Genomic DNA, 19,694 nt, shown 5'->3' on the forward strand with positions numbered 1-19,694 from the left:
GGGCTGTGACGCGCTCGGCTGTGAGAGGCGCGGCTCAGAACCGGTAGCCGAACGCCTCGATGTCCTCGGCGAAGGCCTCGGCCACCCGGTCCCGCATCGCGGGGGTGTAGGCGCTGCGGTAGTCGGCCGGCGGCCCGGCGTTGCGCCGCTGGATGGCCCCGGGCGGCACCTCGACGCCGGCCTTCTCCAGGGCCGTGGCCAGGTCGGCGTCGAAGCTCTCGGTCCGGCCGATGAAGTCGGCCTCGCGCCCGGGGGCGCGCAGCCAGTCGATCTGCGGGGTGCCCAGGCGCGGGATCTCCCGGGTGCCGCGGAGCACGAACTCCTCGAAGTCGGCGTACTCCTCGCCCACCTTGCGCCAGAAGCTGTTGGCCTCCAGCCGGGCCGCGATGTACTCGTTGCCGTCCTGGGCCGAGCTGGTGCGCCGCAGCACCATCGCGTGCCAGGAGAGCAGCCGGGCCCAGGGGTTGCGGACGAACCCGAAGACGAAGTAGTCGGCGTACTCCGGGTGCGCGCGCAGGGCGGCGCGCAGCTTGGCGTGCCGGGTGCCGGGCAGTCCCTGCACCCGCTCCGCGTCGGGGAGGAGGGACTCCAGCAGCGTGTCGGTGGAGAGCCCTCCGGTCTTCTGCACGTGCACGAAGAGCAGCCGTTGCGCGCGGGAGACGATCACCCGCGAGAGGATATCCGCCGTTCAGTCGCCGCTCAGTCGTCGGCCAGGCCGCGGGCGTGCAGCGCCTCGCCGGTACGCCGTGCCTGGGCGACCGTGCGGATGACCATTGGGGTCAGCAGGGCGCGCGGGCTGCGCTCCAGCCCCCGGGCGCGGGCGGCGTCCCGGGTCTCCCGGGCGACCTCGAGGATGCTCGGGATCGCTCGCAGCACCATGCTGAACGCGAGCGCGACCCGCTCGGGGTGCACGCCGAGGCGACGCGTCGGCCCCAGCGCGGTGGTGACCACCTCGAGGATGTCGTCGACCGCCGTCGTGGCGGTGAGCACCGCGGCGAGCAGCACCAGGGCCACCAGGTCGCTCACCTGCTCGACCGCGAGCGCCCAGCTGCGCTGCCAGATCAGGTAGCCGGCGACCAGGACGGAGACCAGCAGCAGGGTGCGCAGCACCTTCAGCGCGAGCCGCCAGCCCATGCCCGACCAGAGCACCAGGACCAGTGCCAGCCCCAGCGCGACCAGTCCGCTTCCCGGCCCGCGGACCGTGACGACGACGATGCTCAGCACGGCCAGGGCCACCAGCTTCACCGCCGCCGGGGTGCGGTGCAGCCAGGTGTCGCCCGGCCGGTAGCCGCCGAGCAGGGGGGTGCTCACGCGGTCGCCCGGTAGGCGGCGACCGCGTCCGCGGCGGGGCCGTCGAAGACGACGCGACCGGACTCCATCACCAGGGCGCGGTCGCAGCGCGCCGCCAGGTCCAGGTCGTGGGTGAGCAGCACCAGTTGCTGGGGGAGGGAGAACAGCAGGTCGGCCACCCGCCGGCCGTTGCTCAGGTCGAGCAGGGTGGTGGGCTCGTCGGCGACGAGGACGTCGGGCGCGGCCGCGAGCACCCCGGCGATGGCCAGGAGCTGGCGCTGGCCGCCCGAGAGGGCGTGCACGCTGCGGTCGGCGAGCTCCTCGAGGCCGAACCTGGCCAGCACCTCCAGGGCGGCGGCCCGGCGCGCCGTGCGGTGCCGGTGGGTACGCCGCAGGGAGAGGGCGACGTCCTCGGCCACGGTCGGCATCACCAGCTGGGCGGCCGGGTCGGTGAAGACGAAGCCGACCCGGCGGCGGACCTCGCGGCCGTCGCGGTCGACGTCCAGGCCGTCGACCAGGGCCGTGCCGGAGGACGGCAGCACCAGGCCGTTGAGGACGCGGGCGAGCGTCGACTTGCCCGAGCCGTTGGGGCCGATCAGCGCGAGCCGCTGCTCGGTGACCACGAGCGAGGTCTCGTGCAGGATGGTCAGCGGACCCTCGGCGGTGTCGGCGGTGACGACGACCCGGTCCAGCTCGATGCGGCTCACCCGGGAATGGTCTCGCGCACCTCGACCCGCCGTGCGCGGCGGGTCGGCAGGAGGTCCGGGAAGGCCCGGTGCACCGCCGTGGCGACGAAGGCCATCGCCAGGTTCTTCACCACGTCGCCGGGGTAGAAGGCGGCGTCGGCGACCACCGCGTCGACCCAGTCCATCGGCACCCGCAGCGCCATCCCGGCCACCCCCAGCGTGTGGACGAAGAGCAGCGAGCTGACCAGGCCGGAGACGAAGACCAGCGGCACCGAGCGGCTGGCGGCGCCGCGGGGGAGCCGCTCGACCAGGAACCCGCAGCAGGCGGCGGCCAGCGGGAAGGCCAGCAGGTAACCCACGCTGGGGCCCTGGAAGACGCCCAGCCCGGCCCGGCCCTCGGAGAAGACCGGGAGCCCGGCGGCGCCCACGGCCAGGTAGAGGACCACGGCGAGGAAGCCCCGCCGGGCGCCCAGGACGGCGCCGGAGAGCAGGACGGCGAACGTCTGCAGGGTGATCCCGACCGGGAGGCCGATCTTGATCGCCGGCAGGATCGCGCAGACGGCGATCAGCGCGGCGAACGAGGCGACCAGGGCGAGGTCGGTGCCGGTGCGGCGGGGGCGGTTGCTCATGGCTGGTCTCTCGTCGCGAGAACTGAACGCTGGTCAGGTGAACGGCGTTCAGGTTAGGGTCGGGCCCGGACGACGTCAACCGAGTCGGAGAACTCGTCCCGCCCATGCTTGGCCTGGCGAAGACAGCCTCGTCCCCGTCGAAAGGAGCACCGGTGCGCTACCACCGCGGCGACGTCGTGCAGCGGGCGCTCGAGGTCCTCGACGACTACGGACTGGCCGACCTGACCATGCGCCGGCTCGGCAGCGAGCTGGGCGTCCAGCCGAGTGCGCTCTACCACCACTTCGCCAACAAGCAGACCCTGCTGGCCGCGGTCGCCGACGAGATCCTGGCGCGTGGGCTGGGGGATGGCCACCCCGGTGAGCCGGGCGAGCCCGAGATGCCCCGTGAGCAGGGGGAGTGGGACGCGCGGCTGCGCACGGTCTGCCGCCGGCTCCGCGACGCGATGCTCGCCTGGCGCGACGGAGCCGAGCTGGTGGCCACCGTGCACGCCTTCGGGCTCGGCGCCCACGCGGCGTACGAGGCGGTCGACGACGCCCTGGTCGGCAGCGGGCTCCCGGCCGGGCTGCGCGCCACGGCGGCCCGCACGCTCCTGCACCTGGTCTTCGGGCACACCGGCGAGGAGCAGACCCGGCTGCAGGCCAGCAGCGCCGGCGCCATCGACGCCGAGCCACCGCACTCCTCCGACTTCGACGCGGGGCTCGCGCTGCTGATCGACGGCATCCGGGTGCGGGTGGGCCAGCCGACCACCCGCTGACCTCGGCGGGGTCAGGCGGCGGCGGGGGAGGTCAGGCGGGGTCGGGGGAGACCAGCGCGCCGTGCTGCTCGGCGAGGAGCACGGCGCCCACCAGGTCCAGCCTGGTCTCGCGCAGCTCGGCGGCCGCCAGGTCGACCCGGCCCAGGGAGGCGCCGATCAGGTCGGCGCGGGCAAGCTTGGCCTGCCGCAGGTCGGCGCCGTCCAGCGCCGTGCCCCGGAGCCGTGCCCCGGTCAGGTCGGCGCCCGCCAGGTCGGACTCGCGCAGGTCCAGCCCGGAGAGGTCGACCGCCCGCAGGTCCGCTCCGCGCAGCCCCACCCCGCGCCACTGCCCGCCCCGGACCTTGATCGGGCGCAGGGTGCACTCGGAGAACGTGGTGCCGGTGACCTTGCAGCCGTCGAAGGTGACGTCGAAGAAGTTGGAGCGGCGCACCGTGCAGACCACCAGGGCGGTCGAGACCAGGGAGGCGGCGTTGAACCGGACGCCGTCGAAGACGCACTCCTCGAAGTAGACGCCCGAGAGCCGGGCCTCGGTGAGGTCGACCCGGCTGAATGTGCACCGGACGAAGCGGTCGCCGTCCAGCTCCTCGCCGTACCAGTCCTCGTCGGTGAACGTCCGGTCCTGCTCCTCGCGCGCCATGACGTCACGGTAGAGGCGGCTCAGCGGCGCGGAGCGGCCGGGGCGGGGCACCGGAGGGGCGAGCCGGACCTGGCTAGAGTGGCGCCCGTGATCGTCTCGCACCAGCACCGCTTCGTCTTCCTCAAGACGCGCAAGACCGCCGGGACGAGCGTGGAGATCGCGCTGTCGAAGATCTGCGGACCCGACGACATCATCAGCCGGATCAGCCCGGAGGACGAGGAGCTGCGGGCCGCCGCCGGTGGCCGCGGTCCGCAGAACCACGAGTCGCCGCCCCTGGTGCGCCGGGCGTTCAACCACATGCCGGCCCAGAAGGTGCGCAAGGTCCTGGGCCGCGCGACCTGGGACGACTACTACCGGTTCGCCATCGAGCGGAACCCGTGGGACACCGTGGTCTCGCTCTACTACTGGAAGTTCCGCGAGCGCCCCGGCGCCAGGGTCGCCCCGCCGTTCTCGGAGTTCGTGGACGAGGAGAGCGTCGAGCAGCTCGCGGAGAACCAGCGCATCTACCGGATCGACGGGAAGGTCGCGGTCGACCGCATCCTGCGCTACGAGCGGCTCGGCGAGGAGCTGGCGGAGGTCTGGGAGCACCTCGGGCTGCCCGGGTCACCCGAGCTGCCCCGGGCCAAGGGGTCGGCGCGACCCCGGCGCGACTACCGCGAGCTCTACGACGACGTCTCCCGGGACAAGGTCGCCAAGCTCTTCTCCGACTCGATCGAGGAGCTCGGCTACGAGTTCTGAGCAGCCTGGTCCTGGGCGGCCCGGCCCAGCGGCCAGCTGTGCAGCACCCGGCAGCGCCCCGGCTCGTACCAGGCCAGGTCCAGCCGGGTCGCCCGGGAACGCGCGGGGAGGAACGGCGCCACCGCCGCCCTGGTCGACGCTTCGGTGACGTGCTCGGAGAGCGCGTCCAGGGTCACGTGCGGCACCGGGTCGGGGAACTGGCCGGCGTACGGCGGGCACTGGGGGAACGCCTCGACCAGCAGCCGGGTGAGCCGCCGGAACCCGCCGTCCGGGTCCGGCAGCAGGTGCACGATCCCGTTGGGGAAGGTGCCGGTGCGCTCCAGGACGTAGTCGAACGGCGGCACGCGACCGGCGATCTCGGCCACCCGCGCCAGCGCCTGCTCGTCGGGCGCGGTCAGGAACGGCGCCAGCGCGGTCACGTGGGCGTGCCCGAACGCCGGGTCGTCCGAGACGTAGTCGCGGTCGTAGAACGCGGTGCGCTCGCGCACCCACGGCTCCAGCGCCGGCACCGGCACCTGGAGCACGCTGTGGCCGCCGTACCCGGTCATCGCCCGGTCACTGCGGGTCGTCGAGCGTGGCCAGCAGCCGCTCGCACTCGGCCAGCAGCCGCGCCCGGAGCGGGGCCGCACGCTCGGCGAACCCGCGCTGCGCGGCGGCGTACTCCTGCTTGCCCGCGGCCGTCTCGATCGGCACCGGGACGAACGGCTCCCCGTCGACCTCGAGCCCCGTCAGGTCGTAGGGCGCGGCGCGCATGTCGAGCACCCGGACGTCACGGGCCAGCTCGAAGCAGTCGGCGACCAGGTCGGAGGAGACCATCGGGATGAGCCTGGCCGCGTGCTTGTAGAGGTCCATCGTCGCGTGCAGGCAGCCCGGCTGCTCGAAGTCGGGCCGGTCGTCCGGCCCCGGGCGCAGGGCGTTGAGGGGGCGGGCCGCGGGGGTGAAGAACCGGTAGGCGTCGAAGTGCGAGCAGGCCACCCGGTGCGACTCGACCACCGCGTCGGTGCCGGCCGGCCCCAGGCGCAGCGGCCAGTCGGCGTGCCGCGTCTCGTCCTCGTCGAGCCGGTAGACCATCGCCCACTCGTGCAGCCCGAAGCAGCCGAACGAGGCGGGCCGGGCCGCGGTCGCGGCGAGCAGCCGGCGCAGCGTCTCCAGCAGCGTGCGCTGGGAGGCGACGTACGACGCGGACACGGTCACGGCTGCCCCGCCGTCGCCGGGCGCCGGGGCGTAGCCCTTGAGGCCGTCGTACTCCGGGGCGTCGGCGAGCGCGACCCCGGCGCCCGGGTGCCAACGGAGCAGCTGGGCGGGCCGGAAGCCGTAGTAGGTGAAGAGGAAGTCGTGCACCGGGTGCTTGACCGCGTGCCGGCGGCGTTCGAGGTGCGGCTCGACGAACGGGCGGAGGCGTTCGCGGTGGGCCGTCGCCCTCGACTCCCACTCCGCACGCTCCAGCCACTGCACGGGACGAGCGTAGGCCGGAGCAGCCAGGGGCTTCCCGGCAGGCTGCGCCCGGCACACACTGGGAGGCATGAGCGGCGACGGCGACGGCCGGGAGCGCGGCACGACGTCCGGGGCAGCCCTGGACCGGGCGCACGCGCACGCGCTCGCCTGGCTGCGCTCGCTACCGGACCGCCCCGTGCCCCCGCGGGCCGGTGCCGAGGAGGTGACCGCGCGGCTGGGGCCCGACCTCCCGGACGGTGGCACGGACCCGGCCGAGGTGGTCGACCTCCTGGCCGGGGCCTGCGAGCCCGGCCTGACCGCGATGCCGTCGGGCAGGTTCTTCGGCTTCGTGATCGGCGGCACCCACCCCGCCGCCCTGGCCGCGGACTGGCTCACCAGCGCCTGGGACCAGAACTGCGGGCTGCGCCGGCTCACCCCGGCGCACACGGCCGTGGAGGACCTGGCCGAACGCTGGCTGGTCGACCTGCTGGGGCTGCCGGAGGGCACTGCCGTCGGGTTCGTCACCGGCGGCACGATGGCGAACTTCACCTGCCTGGCGGCCGCCCGCGACGAGGTGCTGCGCCGGGCCGGGTGGGACGTGGCCAGTCGGGGCCTGGTCGGCGGGCCGGGCGTGCGGGTGCTGGTCGGCGCCGAGCGGCACGACACCGTCGACCTGGCGCTGCGCTACCTGGGCCTCGGCGAGCCCGAGCTGGTCGCCGCCGACGACCAGGGCAGGCTGGTGGTCGCGGACCTCGACCGCGCGCTGGCGGAGCGGAGCGACGGACCGACGGTCGTGGTGCTCCAGGCCGGCAACGTGCACTCCGGGGCCTTCGACCCGTTCCGCGAGGCGATCGCGTCGGCCCACGCGCACGGCGCCTGGGTGCACGTGGACGGCGCGTTCGGGCTGTTCGCCGCGGCCTCGCCCGCGTTGCGCCACCTGGTCCAGGGCGTCGAGGAGGCGGACTCGTGGGCCACCGACGCGCACAAGACCCTGAACGTCCCCTACGACTGCGGGCTGGCACTGGTGCGGGACCGCTCGGCCCTCCGGGCGGCGATGGGGATGACCGGGGACTACCTGATCCTGGACGAGGCCGGCGAGCCGTTCGACAAGGTGCCCGAGCTCAGCCGACGGGGCCGGGCGTTCCCCGTCTGGGCGGTGCTCCGGTCGCTGGGCCGCACGGGGGTCGCCGACCTGGTCGACGGCCTGGTCGCCCGGGCCCGGGAGCTGGCCGCGGGGATGGCGCAGGTGCCGGGCGCCGAGGTGCTCAACGACGTGGTCTTCACCCAGGTCTGCGTCGGCTTCGGCGACGACGAGGGCACCCGGGACGCGGTGGCGGCGATCCTCGCCGACGGCACCGCCTGGATGTCGGGCTCCCGCTGGCGGGGGCGCGCGGTGCTGCGGATCTCGGTGAGCAACTGGTCCACCGACGCCGACGACGTACGGCGCAGCCTCGGGGCGGTGCGCCGCGCCACAGCCGGATAGGCTCGTGGAGTGCGCATCGCGAGATTCACCACCGGGGAAGAGCCGCTCTACGGCGTCGTGACGGGCGAGATCGACGAGTACGGACAACCGGACCCGGAGACCACGATCGTGGCCCTGGCCGGCGACCCGCTCTACGTCGGGATCAAGCTCCTGGCCGAGGAGCACAAGCTCGCTGACGTGCGGCTGCTCGCGCCGGTGCTGCCGCGCAGCAAGGTCGTCGGGATCGGGCGCAACTACGCCGACCACGCCGCCGAGCTGGGCAACGACGTGCCCACCGAGCCGATGATGTTCATCAAGCCCAACACCAGCGTGGTCGGTCCGGGCGACCCGGTCTTCTACCCGCCGCAGACCTCCGAGCTGCACTACGAGGGCGAGCTGGCCGTGGTGATCGGCCGGATCTGCCGCGACGTGCCGGTCGAGCGCGCCACCGACGTGATCCACGGCTACACGATCGGCAACGACGTGACCGCCCGCGACCTCCAGCGCGCCGACGGCCAGTTCACCCGGGCCAAGGGGTTCGACTCCTTCTGCCCGCTCGGCCCGTGGATCGAGACGGACCTGGACCCGCAGACCTTCGCCGACGGCGTCAGCCTGCAGACCCACCTCAACGGCGACCTGGTCCAGGACGGCTCGACCAAGGACCTGATCTTCGACGTGCCGACCCTGGTCGCGTACGTCTCCAGCGTGATGACGCTGCTGCCCGGCGACGTCATCCTCACCGGCACCCCCGCGGGTGTCGGCCCTATGCAGGTCGGCGACGAGATCGAGGTCTCCATCGCCGGCATCGGAACCCTCACGAACAAGGTGGCGACACGGTGACCAGCACCAGCGACTCGACGACTCCCCCAGGAACGTCCGGCGTCCGCGTCCGGATGGCCCCCAGCCCGACCGGGAGCCCGCACGTCGGACTGGCCCGCACGGCGCTCTTCAACTGGGCCTTCGCCCGCCACCACGGTGGCACCTTCGTCTTCCGGATCGAGGACACCGACAAGGAGCGCAACACCACCGAGTCCTACGACTCGCTCATCGACCTGATGCAGTGGCTCGGGCTCGACTGGGACGAGGGCCCCCTGGTGGGCGGCCCCTACGGCCCGTACCGGCAGTCCGAGCGCAGCGAGATCTACGCCGACGTGCTGACCCGGCTCCGGGAGAGCAGCTACACCTACGACTGCTACTGCACCGGCGACGAGCCCACCGCCCGGCGCAAGGCCGCCGGCTCCAAGGTCATGGGGTACGACGGCTTCTGCCGCGACCTGACCGACGAGCAGGTCGCGGCGTTCCGCGCGGAGGGGCGCAAGCCCGTGGTCCGGTTCCGGATGCCCGAGGGCGAGATCGCCTTCGACGACCTGGTGCGCGGCGAGATCACCTTCCAGACCGAGTTCGTTCCGGACTTCGCGCTCTGCCGCGCCAACGGGGACCCGCTCTACACGCTGGTCGCCCCGGTCGACGACGCCCTGATGGGGATCACCCACGTGCTCCGGGGCGAGGACCTGCTCTCCAGCACCCCGCGCCAGATCGCCCTCTTCGACGCCCTGATCGACATCGGCGTGGCCACCAGCACCCCGGCGTTCGGGCACCTGCCCTACGTGATGGGGGAGGGGAACAAGAAGCTCTCCAAGCGCGACCCCGAGGCGCACATGGACCTCTACCGCAAGCAGGGCTTCCTGCCCGAGGGGCTGCTCAACTACCTGGCCCTGCTGGGCTGGGCGATCGCGCCCGACCGCGATGTGTTCACGCTCGAGGAGATGGTGGGCAAGTTCGAGATCGGCGACGTCAACCCCAACCCCGCGCGCTTCGACCTGAAGAAGGCCGAGGCGATCAACGCCGACCACATGCGGATGCTCTCGCTCGACGAGCTGACCCACCGGGTGATCCCCTTCCTCAAGGACGAGGGGGTGCTCAGCGACCCGGTCAGCGACGCGGACGCGAAGATGCTCGAGCTAGCGATGCCGCTGGTCGCGGAGCGGATGAACAAGCTCACCGAGGCCGCCCCGATGCTCGGGTTCCTCTTCGTCGACGAGTCCGACTTCACCCGGACCGAGACGATCGACGAGGCCGGCAAGGAGGTCGTCTCCGCCGCGTACGACGCCCTGTCCGGGCTGGAGAGCTGGGCCACCGCCGAGATCGAGCAGGCGCTGCGGACGGCGCTGATCGAGGAGCGCGGGCTCAAGCCGCGCGTCGCGTTCGGTCCGGTGCGGATCGCGATCAGCGGTCGCAAGGTCTCGCCGCCGCTGTTCGAGTCGATGGAGCTGCTCGGTCGGGAGCGGAGCCTCTCGCGGCTGCGCGACGCGCTCGGCTGACCAGGAGGCGGTCATGAGGGAGGACGGCAGGGGAGAGCCCGGCAGGGATCAGGCCGTCAGGGAGGAAGAACGGGCGCTCGAGTACCACCGACTGCACCGGGCGGGCCCACGCGGCCTCTGGCGGCCCCTCCTGGGCGTCCTGGTGGCCGTCCTGGGCTCGTTCCTGGTCGCCCCGCTGGTCTGGCAGCTGCTCTTCGTCGTGGGCTTCGTGGCGGCCGGCGAGCCGGTGCTGGCCTCGCTCGAGGCGATGGGTGACACCCGGGATCCCAGCCCGCTGACGCTGGCCTATCTCAACGTCGTCCTGGCCAGTGCCATCGCGCTGGTCTGGGCGGTCTCCCGCGGCCTGCACCGGCTCCCGCTGCGCTGGGTCACCTCGGTGGGCCCCCGCATGCGCTGGGGTTACTTCGCGGTCTGCTTCGGGCTCTCGTTCCTGGCCCTGTTCGCGACCCTCGTCGTCTCCTCGCTGGTCCCCCAGGAGGCCGTGCAGGCCGTCCCGGTGGAGGTCAACGCGTTCACCACGACGACCCGCGACTTCCTCCTCGTCGTGCTGCTGCTCACGCCCTGGCAGGCGGCGGGGGAGGAGTACCTGTTCCGCGGCTACCTGACCCAGGCGATCGGCGGGATGGTCGGCGGGGTGGTGCTGGCCCGCGTGCTGGCGGTGCTGGTCCCCGCGCTGCTGTTCGGGCTCGCGCACGGTGCGCAGGACCTGCCGGTCTTCGTCGACCGGTTCGCCTTCGGCGTGGTTGCCGGGGTGCTCGTCATCGTCACCGGCGGGCTGGAGGCGGCCCTGGCGATGCACGTGCTCAACAACTTCATCGCCTTCGGCCTGGCGCTGGCGTTCTCCGACCTGGGCGATGCGCTCAACCCCACCGGAGGCACCTGGTGGAGCCTTCCGGCGACGTTGACCCGGTCCCTGGTCTACCTCGGACTGGCCTGGTTCGTGGCCCGGCAGATGGGCGTGGCGAGGACGGTGGAGAGGGCCGTTTTGGCGGGGCCCGAAGGCCACGTGTATCGTTCCCACTCGGTTCCCTAAGGGAGCCGAACGGCTTCCTCGTGGGGCCGGAACAGTGGGATATGGTGTAATTGGCAGCACGACTGATTCTGGTTCAGTTAGTCAAGGTTCGAGTCCTTGTATCCCAGCGAAATCCCGGCCCAGGCCGGGATTTGGTGCGAAACACCAGTTCGTCTAGAGTTTCGCTCCGTCGCCAGGCAGTAGAAATCGCCGGGTGACACCCGCAAGCCCCCGTTGTGTAGCGGCCTAGCACGCCGCCCTCTCAAGGCGGTAGCGCCGGTTCGAATCCGGTCGGGGGTACAGCAACCGAAGGGCCCTGATCCGCGAGAAGCGGATCGGGGCCCTTCGGCGTTTCCCGGGCCGCCCGCGCGCGTCACGTGATGTGAAACACTCCGCCCGTGATCACCACCCGACAAGGCCGGCCCGAGGACTCGGACCGGCTGCGGGAGATCGACCAGCGCACCTGGAGCCCGCAGGTCGCCCCGATGCCCCGGGAGGACCCGTCGACGCCGTTCTTCGGCGACCGGCTTGCTCCGGCCGACGCGCTGGTCGCCGTGACCGAGGACGACGTGCCCTGCGGCTACGCGCTCCTCCAGCAGCACACCCAGGCGCCCTCGCACGCGCACGTGGTGCTCCTCAACGGGCTCGCGGTGGACCCGGAGCACCAGGGGCAGGGGATCGGGCGCCTGCTCCTCGAGGCCACCCTGGCCGAGGCTCGCCGTCGCGGCGCCACGAAGCTCTCCCTGCGTGTGCTCTCGACCAACGAGGACGCGATGCGGCTCTACCGGTCCCACGGGTTCGTCGTGGAGGGCACGCTCCGCGGGGAGTTCGTCCTCGACGGCCGCGAGGTGGACGACGTGCTGATGGCCTGCCGGCTGGACGCACCCGACGGACCCGACGGGAGTTGACGGGTCGCCTGCTGCGCGGCTGGCGGGGGAGCGGCAGCCGCCCTGAGCGCCCCGTCCGATTCCCGCCAGCCGCTGTGCTTGGATGCGAGCAGGATGGACCCATGAGCACCAGCACCCAGCGAGCCGCGGGACTCGACCACGAGTCCTGCTACCGCGCGGTCCGGAGCCGGGACCGGCGCTTCGACGGGGTCTTCTACACCGCGGTGCGGACCACCGGGATCTACTGCCGGCCCTCCTGCCCCGCGCGCACCCCCGCGCCGGCCAACGTCACCTTCCACCCGACGGCCGCGGCCGCCCAGGCGGCGGGCTACCGGGCCTGCAAGCGGTGCGTGCCGGACGCGACCCCCGGCTCCCCGGACTGGGACGTCGCGGCGGACGTCGCCGGACGCGCCATGCGGCTGATCGCCGACGGGGTGGTCGACCGTCAGGGCGTGTCGGGGCTCGCGGCCGACCTGGGGTACAGCCCCCGGCACCTCACCCGGCTGCTGGTCGAGGAGCTGGGTGCGGGACCGCTCGCACTCGCCCGGGCGCACCGGGCCCAGACGGCGCGGGTCCTGATCGAGAGCTCGCCGCTGGGGTTCGCCGACGTGGCCTTCGCGGCCGGGTTCTCCAGCGTCCGGCAGTTCAACGACACCGTCCGCGAGGTGTACGCCACCACGCCGACCCAGCTCCGCGGTCGACGGCACGCGCCGGCCGCCGCGGACGGGACCGTGGCGCTGCGGCTCGCGGTACGCACCCCGTTCGCCGGGCGGGCGCTGCTCGCCTTCCTCGCGCGCCGGGCGGTGCCCGGTGTGGAGGCGGTCGACGGCTCGACGTACTCGCGGACCCTGCGGCTGCCGCGCGGCCCCGGTGTCGTCTCGCTGCGGCTCGAGGACCTGGACCGCCCCGGCACCGCGTTCGTGCCCGCCACCTTCGCCCTCACCGACCTGCGTGACACCGGCGCCGCCGTGGAGCGCGTACGCCGGCTGCTCGACGCGGACTGCGACCCGCTGGGCGTCGCGGACGCACTGCTGGACGACCCCGTGCTCGGCCCGCTGCTGACGGCGGTCCCGGGGCTCCGGGTGCCGGGCCACGTGGACGGTGACGAGCTCGCGGTCCGGGCCGTGCTGGGCCAGCAGGTCACCGTGGGGGCCGCTCGCACGCTGGCGGGGCGGCTGGTGGCCGCGCACGGCGAGCAGATCGCCGCCCCAGACGCCGGTCCCGTCCCCGGCCTGACCCACCTGTTCCCCTCGGCCCAGGCGCTGGCCACGCTCGACCCGGAGACTGTGGCGGTGCCCCGGGCCCGGGGCAGGGCGCTGGCCGGCCTGTGCCAGGCCCTGGCCGAGGGGCGGGTGCGGCTGGACCGGGGCGCGGACCGCGACGACGTGCGGGAGTCCCTGCTCGCCCTGCCCGGGATCGGCCCGTGGACGGCCGACTACGTCGCCATGCGGGCGCTGGGCCACCCCGACCGGTTCCTGCCCACCGACACCGGGACGAGGGCTGCGCTGCGCCGTCTCGGCCAGGACCCGGGCCGGGCCGAGACGCTCGCCGAGGCCTGGCGCCCGTGGCGCTCGTACGCCCAGATGCTGCTGTGGCACAGCCTTGCCGTGCCCGAGGAGGTATGACCATGTGGACCGTGACCGACTCCCCGGTGGGGGAGCTGCGCCTGAGCGAGCAGGACGACGCCCTGGTGGCGATCGAGTTCTCGCCGTTCCGCCCGCTCGGCCTGGGCGAGCCCAGGGGCGAGCGAGCCGACGACCATCCGCTGCTGGCCGAGGCGGTGCGACAGCTGGCGGCGTACTTCGCCGGGGAGCTGCGCGACTTCGACCTGCCGCTGGCGCCGGCCGGCAGCGAGTTCCAGCTCCGGGTCTGGGCCGCCCTGACCGAGATCGGCTACGGCGAGACCGCCTCCTACGGCGAGGTCGCCCTCCGGCTGGGGCACACCCACGTGGCCTCGCGAGCCGTGGGCACGGCCAACGGGCGCAACCCGATCCCGATCGTCATCCCGTGTCACCGGGTGATCGGGTCGACCGGGACGCTCACCGGCTACGCCGGCGGGCTGGAGCGCAAGCGTCTGCTGCTCGACCTGGAGCAGGAGTGCCTCCAGGCCCCGCTCTTCTAGGGCGCACCGATCGTGCGCCCCGGAAGAGCAGGCGGCTCAGTCCGCGGCAGCGCGGCGCAGCGACTCCGAGAGCCGCTCGGCCGCGGCGAGCACGGCCGGGGCGTGCATCCGGCCGGGCTGACGGGAGAGTCGCTCCAGCGGACCGGAGACGGAGACGGCCGCGATGATCTTGCCGCCGGGGGAGCGGACCGGCGCCGAGACCGACGCCACGCCCTGCTCGCGCTCGCCGACGCTCTGGGCCCAGCCGCGCCGGCGGATGCCGGAGAGCGCGGTGGCCGAGTACGCGGCGTTCTGCAGGCCCCGGTGCATCCGCTCCGGGTCCTCCCAGGCCAGCAGCACCTGGGCCGCGGAGCCGGCCCGCATGGTCAGCTGCGAGCCGACGGGGATGGTGTCGCGCAGCCCGCTGGGCCGCTCGGCTGCGGCCACGCAGACGCGGTGCTCGCCCTGGCGGCGCCAGAGCTGGGCGGACTCGCCGGTGATGTCGCGCAGCCGGGCCAGCACCGGCCCTGCGGCGGCGAGGAGACGGTCCTCACCGGCGGCGGCGGAGAGCTCGGCGAGCCGCGGCCCCAGCACGAAGCGCCCTTGCATGTCCCGGGCCACCAGCCGGTGGTGCTCCAGGGCGACGGCGAGACGGTGCGCCGTGGGTCGGGCCAGTCCCGTGCCGGCGACCAGGCCGGCGAGCGTGGCAGGTCCGGCCTCCAGGGCGGCGAGCACAAGGGCGGCCTTGTCGAGCACCCCGACTCCGCTTGAGTTGTCCATATGGCAATATTGCCGTCTCAGAAGTTGGGATGCAAGAGTAGCCTCGTCACATGACCCAGATCGGGTATGCCGCCTTGGCATGCCCCGACAGAGAGGAGCAGGTCCATGGGCAAGACCCTGGCCGAGAAGGTGTGGGACGCGCACGTCGTCCGGAGTGCCGAGGGTGAGCCTGACCTGCTCTACATCGACCTCCACCTCATCCACGAGGTGACCAGTCCGCAGGCCTTCGACGGGCTGCGCCTGGCGAACCGCACGGTGCGCCGTCCGGACCTGACGCTGGCCACCGAGGACCACAACGTCCCCACCCTGGACTGGGACAAGCCGATCGCCGACCCCGTCAGCCGCACCCAGGTCGAGACGCTGCGCAAGAACGCCGCCGAGTTCGGCGTGCGGCTGCACCCCCTCGGCGACATCGAGCAGGGGATCGTCCACGTGGTCGGCCCGCAGCTGGGCCTGACCCAGCCGGGCATGACCATCGTCTGCGGCGACAGCCACACCTCCACGCACGGCGCCTTCGGTGCGATCGCCTTCGGCATCGGCACCTCCGAGGTCGAGCACGTGCTGGCCACCCAGACGCTGACCCAGGCGCGGCCCAAGACCATGGCGGTGACCGTCAACGGCAGCCTGCCGGAGGGCGTCACCGCGAAGGACCTGGTGCTGACCCTGATCGCGCACACCGGCACCGGCGGCGGCCAGGGCTACATCGTGGAGTACCGCGGCCAGGCCATCGAGGAGCTCTCCATGGAGGCTCGGATGACCGTGTGCAACATGTCGATCGAGTGGGGCGCCAAGGCCGGCATGATCGCCCCCGACCAGACCACGTTCGACTACCTGCAGGGCAAGCCCGAGGCGCCCCAGGGCGCCGACTGGGACGCGGCCGTGGAGAGCTGGCGGACGCTGGTCACCGACGAGGACGCGGTCTTCGACGAGGAGATCGTGCTGGACGCCAGCACGATGACCCCGTTCGTCACCTGGGGCACCAACCCCGGCCAGGGCGTGCCCCTGGGCGGGCAGGTCCCGAGCCCCGAGGAGTACGACGACGAGGGCGACCGGCTCACCACCCGCAAGGCGCTGGAGTACATGGGCCTGGAGGCCGGCACCCCGATGCGCGAGGTGAAGGTCGACACCGTCTTCGTCGGCTCCTGCACCAACGGCCGGATCGAGGACCTGCGGCTCGCCGCCTCGATCCTGGACGGACGCCGGGTTGCCGAGGACACCCGCCTGCTCGTCGTCCCCGGCTCGGCCCGGGTGCGACTGCAGGCCGAGGCCGAGGGCCTCGACCGGGTCTTCGTCGCCGCGGGCGCGGAGTGGCGCGGCGCGGGCTGCTCGATGTGCCTGGGCATGAACCCCGACCAGCTCGCCCCCGGCGAGCGCAGCGCGTCGACCTCCAACCGCAACTTCGAGGGTCGCCAGGGCAAGGGGGGACGTACCCACCTGGTCTCGGTGCCCGTCGCCGCCGCCACCGCGGTGCGCGGCACCCTGTCCTCACCGGCCGACCTGGAGCCGGTGCTCGCCGGCACGAGCAAGGAGTCCTGACGTGGAGAAGTTCACCACCCACACCGGTGTCGGCGTCCCGCTGCGCCGGACCAACGTCGACACCGACCAGATCATCCCGGCGGTCTACCTCAAGCGTGTGACCCGCTCGGGCTTCGAGGACGGCCTCTTCGCGGCCTGGCGCCGCGACGAGTCGTTCGTGCTCAACCAGCCGGCGTACGCCCAGGGCTCGGTGCTCGTCGCCGGCCCGGACTTCGGCACCGGCTCCTCGCGCGAGCACGCCGTCTGGGCGCTGCAGAACTACGGGTTCAAGGCGGTCATCTCGCCGCGGTTCGCCGACATCTTCCGGGGCAACTCCGGCAAGGCCGGTCTGGTGGCCGCCCAGGTCGACGAGAACGTCGTGCAGCGGCTCTGGGAGCTGCTGGAGTCCCAGCCCGGTGCCCAGGTCACGGTCGACCTCGAGGCCCGCACCGTCAGCGCCGGCGAGGGGCCGGACGCGATCGTCGACAGCTTCGACATCGACGACTACACCCGGTGGCGGCTGCTCGAGGGGCTCGACGACATCGGGATCACCCTGGGCCACGCGGACGAGATCGCGGCCTTCGAGGAGACCCGTCCCAGCTGGAAGCCCGCGACCCTCTGAGCAGGCTCGGTCGGCAAAGTTCCTTCCAACACGGGCAGCGGTGATTGTGGCGGACGCCACAAAAACCTAGCGTGACGTGCACATGGTCGAGCACGGGCTCGGGCGCACAGTTCATTGGAAGGACAGCTAGTGAACAAGTCACAGCTCATCGACGCGCTGGCAGCGCGGTTCGAGGGAAACCGGAAGGTCGCGGCGCACGCGCTCGAGTCCGTCCTGGACACGATCACCCGCGAGGTGGCCCGGGGCGAGAAGGTCGCGATCACCGGGTTCGGCTCTTTCGAGAAGAGGGTCCGCAACGCTCGCTGGGTCCGTAACCCGCAGACCGGGGAGCGGATGAAGTCGAAGAAGACCTCCGTGCCCGCGTTCAAGGCCGGCCAGGACCTCAAGAACGTCGTCTCCGGCGTCAAGAAGCTGCCCAAGCTCACGGTGGCCAGGACTGCTGCCCCCGCGGGCACGGCGAAGAAGGCGGCGAGCACCTCCGCCACCAAGAGCGCAGCCGCCACCAAGAGCGCGGCCGCCACCACGACGGCGGCCAAGAAGTCGTCCACCACGACCAAGAAGACGACCCCGGCGAAGAAGGCCACGACGACCCCGGCCAAGAAGGCCACCAGTACGGCGAAGAAGACGGGCGCGACGAAGAAGGCCACGGCGAAGAAGGCCTCGACCGCGTCCGCGTCGACGAGCAGCACGGCCAAGAAGGCCAGCACCAGCAAGAAGACGACGCCGGCGAAGAAGTCCGCGACGAGCACCGCGAAGAAGTCGACCACGAAGAAGTCCGCGACCAAGGCCGCCAAGAAGGCCTGACCCCGCGCCGGTGTCCGGTGCGCGGCCGTCCGTCCGGTCGGGCGGCTCGCCGCGCACCGGCCGAGGGCGGCGCCGGGAGGGCCACGCAGTAACCTCTGTCACACAGAAGACGGTGGAGGGGCGTGACGGGAAAGAGGTCGGACGGCGTGCGGGGTAGCAGCTGGAGGCGCGGACAGGGCTGGGGCTTCGTCGTCGGCAACATCATCCTGCGGCCCACGTTCCTGCTCAGCTCCACCCACACCTGGATCGACGGGGAGAAGATCCCCCGCGAGGGCGGCTGCATCCTGGTGGTCAACCATCTGTCCCACCTCGACCCCCTGGTGATCGCGCACTTCGTCTATGACCAGCACCGGCTGCCGCGCTACCTGGCCAAGGCCGCGCTCTTCAGGTCCAACCGGTTCGTCGCCGGGGTGCTGCGCTCGACCCGGCAGATCCCCGTCGAGCGGCTCACCACCCACGCGGTCAGTGCGTACGACGCCGCGGTGGCGGCCGTGCGCGCAGGTGACTGCGTCGTGGTCTACCCGGAGGGGACGCTGACCCGCGACCCCGACCTGTGGCCGATGCGCGGCAAGACCGGCGCCGCCAGGATCGCCCTGGCCACCGGGGCGCCCGTGATCCCGATCGCGCACTGGGGGGCGCAGGAGCTGCTGCCGCCGTACTCCACCAGGCCCCGGCCCTGGCCGCGCAAGCACCTCACCGTCAAGGTGGGCGACCCCGTCGCCCTCGAGGACCTGCGGGCCCGCGCCGAGCAGCCGGGCGTGGTGCAGGAGGCCACGGACCGCATCATGACGGCGCTCGTCCGGGTGCTCGAGGAGGTGCGGGGGGAGAAGGCGCCCACGGACCGGTTCGATCCCGCCAAGGCCGGCGTGCGGCTGATAGGCAATCCTCATCCGCACGAGCCGCGCAAGAAGAAGAGGAAGACATGACCAAGGTCGCAGTGTTCAGTGCCGGCTCCTGGGGGACGGCGTTCGCGGTGGTGCTCGCCGACGCCGGCAACGACGTCGTCCTGTGGGCCCGGCGCGAGGAGCTGGTGACGGCGATCAACCGGGACCACGAGAACCCCGACTACCTCCCGGGGGTGCAGCTCCCGCAGGGCGTCACCGCCACCAGCGACCCCGCCAAGGCGCTCGCCGAGGCCGAGGTCGTGGTCTTCGCCACGCCCTCCCAGTCGTTCCGGGAGAACCTGACCACCTGGGCCCCGCTGATCCCCTCGGACGCGGTGATGGTGAGCCTGATGAAGGGCGTCGAGCTCGGGACGCTGAAGCGGATGAGCGAGGTCATCGCCGAGGTGACCGGCGCCGGTCCGGAGCGGATCGCGGTGGTCAGCGGCCCCAACCTCGCCAAGGAGATCTCCCGGCGTGAGCCCGCAGCCTCCGTGGTCGCGTGCGCCGACGAGGAGGTGGCGCGGCGGCTGCAGGCGATGTGCCACTCGCCGGCGTTCCGGCCCTACACCTCCACCGACGTCCTCGGCTGCGAGCTGGGCGGGGCCTACAAGAACGTCGTCGCGCTCGCCGTGGGGATGGCCGTCGGTCTCGGCTTCGGCGACAACACCACCGCGTCGGTGATCACCCGGGGGCTCGCGGAGACCGCGCGCCTGGCGACCGCGCTCGGCGCCAACCCGCTGACCCTGATGGGTCTGGCCGGTCTCGGCGACCTGGTCGCCACCTGCTCCTCGCCGCTCTCGCGCAACCGCACCTTCGGGGAGCGGCTCGGCCAGGGGATGACCACCGAGGAGATCTACGCCTCGACCTCGCAGGTGGCCGAAGGCGCCAAGTCCTGCGCCTCGTTGCGGGCGCTCGCCGAGGCCCACGGGGTCGACGCGCCCATCGCCGCGCACGTGGACGACGTGGTCGCGGGCCGCAGCGACGCCTACGCGATGATGAACGCCTTCATCGCCCGGGACACCAAGGCCGAGACCGACTGAGCTCCGGCGCGGGGAACCGAGGGCGGCGCTCCGCCGTCCCAGCGTCATGTCCTGGTTCTCCCGCGTCGCCCGTCTCCCATTCGCCCCGCGTCCCCGC

General features: G+C 72.9%; 22 protein-coding genes and 2 tRNA genes. 16 read left to right on the top strand and 8 right to left on the bottom strand.

From position 1 onward, the window contains the following. Nucleotides 1-34: 34 nt before the first annotated feature. From H8838_RS07230 to H8838_RS07245, 4 genes are read right to left on the bottom strand one after another with little or no spacing between them, the layout of a single operon-like run. A complete protein-coding gene (locus tag H8838_RS07230; protein ID WP_181310471.1) occupies nucleotides 35-667 on the bottom strand; it encodes a sulfotransferase family 2 domain-containing protein in 633 nt (210 codons plus the stop codon). Between the two features lie 32 nt (nucleotides 668-699). Continuing rightward, a complete protein-coding gene (locus H8838_RS07235; protein WP_185995002.1) occupies nucleotides 700-1,311 on the bottom strand; it encodes an energy-coupling factor transporter transmembrane component T family protein in 612 nt (203 codons plus the stop codon). Next, nucleotides 1,308-1,997 (bottom strand): energy-coupling factor ABC transporter ATP-binding protein, encoded by a 690-nt coding sequence (locus H8838_RS07240; protein ID WP_185995001.1) that lies wholly within the window; start codon nucleotides 1,995-1,997, stop codon nucleotides 1,308-1,310. Before H8838_RS07240 ends, H8838_RS07235 begins: the two co-directional genes overlap by 4 nt. Further along, nucleotides 1,994-2,605, bottom strand: a complete 612-nt coding sequence (locus H8838_RS07245) for a biotin transporter BioY (protein ID WP_181310474.1) — start codon at nucleotides 2,603-2,605, stop codon at nucleotides 1,994-1,996. The genes H8838_RS07240 and H8838_RS07245 overlap by 4 nt, the downstream gene beginning before the upstream one ends. A 152-nt stretch (nucleotides 2,606-2,757) precedes the next feature. Between H8838_RS07245 and H8838_RS07250 the strand changes: the two genes are divergently transcribed. Beyond that, complete coding sequence (locus H8838_RS07250; RefSeq protein WP_181310475.1) at nucleotides 2,758-3,360, top strand: TetR/AcrR family transcriptional regulator C-terminal domain-containing protein; 603 nt, start codon at nucleotides 2,758-2,760, stop codon at nucleotides 3,358-3,360. Nucleotides 3,361-3,391: 31 nt separating this feature from the next. Here the strand turns inward: H8838_RS07250 and H8838_RS07255 are convergent, their stop codons facing one another. Continuing rightward, a complete protein-coding gene (locus tag H8838_RS07255) occupies nucleotides 3,392-3,997 on the bottom strand; it encodes a pentapeptide repeat-containing protein (protein WP_181310476.1) in 606 nt (201 codons plus the stop codon). 87 nt (nucleotides 3,998-4,084) lie between these two features. On the opposite strand from H8838_RS07255, the gene H8838_RS07260 reads away from it, so the two are divergent. Next, nucleotides 4,085-4,735: a sulfotransferase family 2 domain-containing protein gene (locus tag H8838_RS07260; protein ID WP_181310477.1), complete on the top strand. Its 651-nt coding sequence runs from the start codon at nucleotides 4,085-4,087 to the stop codon at nucleotides 4,733-4,735. On the opposite strand, the gene H8838_RS07265 is transcribed toward H8838_RS07260, so the two are convergent. After that, on the bottom strand, nucleotides 4,723-5,283 hold the full coding sequence (locus tag H8838_RS07265; RefSeq protein ID WP_185995000.1) for a 2'-5' RNA ligase family protein: 561 nt from the start codon (nucleotides 5,281-5,283) through the stop codon (nucleotides 4,723-4,725). The two genes, H8838_RS07260 and H8838_RS07265, sit on opposite strands and share 13 nt — an antisense overlap. 7 nt (nucleotides 5,284-5,290) lie before the next feature. Continuing rightward, the gene (locus H8838_RS07270; RefSeq protein ID WP_185994999.1) at nucleotides 5,291-6,190 is read right to left on the bottom strand and encodes a 3-methyladenine DNA glycosylase; all 900 of its coding nucleotides are present in this window, start codon (nucleotides 6,188-6,190) and stop codon (nucleotides 5,291-5,293) included. 67 nt (nucleotides 6,191-6,257) lie between these two features. Here H8838_RS07270 and H8838_RS07275 point away from each other — a divergent pair, with 67 nt between their 5' ends. The 9 genes from H8838_RS07275 to H8838_RS07315 all read left to right on the top strand — a co-directional run bounded on the left by H8838_RS07275 (nucleotide 6,258) and on the right by H8838_RS07315 (nucleotide 13,973). Further along, entirely contained in the window at nucleotides 6,258-7,652 is a 1,395-nt protein-coding gene (locus H8838_RS07275; RefSeq protein WP_185994998.1) for a pyridoxal phosphate-dependent decarboxylase family protein, read from the top strand. 9 nt (nucleotides 7,653-7,661) lie between these two features. Beyond that, entirely contained in the window at nucleotides 7,662-8,471 is an 810-nt protein-coding gene (locus H8838_RS07280) for a fumarylacetoacetate hydrolase family protein (protein WP_181310481.1), read from the top strand. A 53-nt stretch (nucleotides 8,472-8,524) separates the two neighbouring features. Further along, a complete protein-coding gene (gene gltX / locus H8838_RS07285) occupies nucleotides 8,525-9,952 on the top strand; it encodes a glutamate--tRNA ligase (protein ID WP_181310850.1) in 1,428 nt (475 codons plus the stop codon). A gap of 13 nt (nucleotides 9,953-9,965) precedes the next feature. Next, nucleotides 9,966-10,985: a CPBP family intramembrane glutamic endopeptidase gene (locus H8838_RS07290; protein ID WP_181310482.1), complete on the top strand. Its 1,020-nt coding sequence runs from the start codon at nucleotides 9,966-9,968 to the stop codon at nucleotides 10,983-10,985. A gap of 35 nt (nucleotides 10,986-11,020) precedes the next feature. Continuing rightward, nucleotides 11,021-11,092 (top strand) — tRNA-Gln (locus H8838_RS07295). Between the two features lie 99 nt (nucleotides 11,093-11,191). Then, nucleotides 11,192-11,264 (top strand) — tRNA-Glu (locus H8838_RS07300). Nucleotides 11,265-11,362: 98 nt separating this feature from the next. Beyond that, nucleotides 11,363-11,872 carry a GNAT family N-acetyltransferase gene (locus tag H8838_RS07305; RefSeq protein WP_185994997.1) on the top strand — a complete coding sequence of 170 codons (510 nt, stop codon included), beginning with the start codon at nucleotides 11,363-11,365 and terminating at the stop codon, nucleotides 11,870-11,872. Between the two features lie 101 nt (nucleotides 11,873-11,973). Continuing rightward, nucleotides 11,974-13,476: a DNA-3-methyladenine glycosylase 2 gene (locus tag H8838_RS07310; RefSeq protein ID WP_185994996.1), complete on the top strand. Its 1,503-nt coding sequence runs from the start codon at nucleotides 11,974-11,976 to the stop codon at nucleotides 13,474-13,476. Nucleotides 13,477-13,478: 2 nt separating this feature from the next. Beyond that, on the top strand, nucleotides 13,479-13,973 hold the full coding sequence (locus H8838_RS07315; RefSeq protein WP_181310485.1) for a methylated-DNA--[protein]-cysteine S-methyltransferase: 495 nt from the start codon (nucleotides 13,479-13,481) through the stop codon (nucleotides 13,971-13,973). Nucleotides 13,974-14,009: 36 nt separating this feature from the next. Here the strand turns inward: H8838_RS07315 and H8838_RS07320 are convergent, their stop codons facing one another. Continuing rightward, nucleotides 14,010-14,732, bottom strand: coding sequence for an IclR family transcriptional regulator (locus H8838_RS07320; RefSeq protein ID WP_181310486.1), 723 nt, complete (start codon nucleotides 14,730-14,732; stop codon nucleotides 14,010-14,012). A gap of 105 nt (nucleotides 14,733-14,837) precedes the next feature. On the opposite strand from H8838_RS07320, the gene leuC reads away from it, so the two are divergent. The 5 genes from leuC to H8838_RS07345 all read left to right on the top strand — a co-directional run bounded on the left by leuC (nucleotide 14,838) and on the right by H8838_RS07345 (nucleotide 19,597). After that, nucleotides 14,838-16,268, top strand: a complete 1,431-nt coding sequence (leuC, locus tag H8838_RS07325) for a 3-isopropylmalate dehydratase large subunit (RefSeq protein ID WP_181310487.1) — start codon at nucleotides 14,838-14,840, stop codon at nucleotides 16,266-16,268. Nucleotide 16,269: 1 nt separating this feature from the next. Next, nucleotides 16,270-16,869: a 3-isopropylmalate dehydratase small subunit gene (gene leuD / locus H8838_RS07330; RefSeq protein WP_185994995.1), complete on the top strand. Its 600-nt coding sequence runs from the start codon at nucleotides 16,270-16,272 to the stop codon at nucleotides 16,867-16,869. 129 nt (nucleotides 16,870-16,998) lie between these two features. Next, the gene (locus H8838_RS20270; protein ID WP_185994994.1) at nucleotides 16,999-17,673 is read left to right on the top strand and encodes an HU family DNA-binding protein; all 675 of its coding nucleotides are present in this window, start codon (nucleotides 16,999-17,001) and stop codon (nucleotides 17,671-17,673) included. A 146-nt stretch (nucleotides 17,674-17,819) separates the two neighbouring features. Next, nucleotides 17,820-18,599, top strand: coding sequence for a lysophospholipid acyltransferase family protein (locus H8838_RS07340; protein WP_181310490.1), 780 nt, complete (start codon nucleotides 17,820-17,822; stop codon nucleotides 18,597-18,599). Then, nucleotides 18,596-19,597: an NAD(P)H-dependent glycerol-3-phosphate dehydrogenase gene (locus H8838_RS07345; protein ID WP_181310491.1), complete on the top strand. Its 1,002-nt coding sequence runs from the start codon at nucleotides 18,596-18,598 to the stop codon at nucleotides 19,595-19,597. The genes H8838_RS07340 and H8838_RS07345 overlap by 4 nt, the downstream gene beginning before the upstream one ends. Nucleotides 19,598-19,694 lie beyond the last annotated feature (97 nt).

Origin of the sequence: Nocardioides campestrisoli (assembly GCF_013624435.2) — a bacterium.
GTDB lineage: Bacteria > Actinomycetota > Actinomycetes > Propionibacteriales > Nocardioidaceae > Nocardioides > Nocardioides campestrisoli.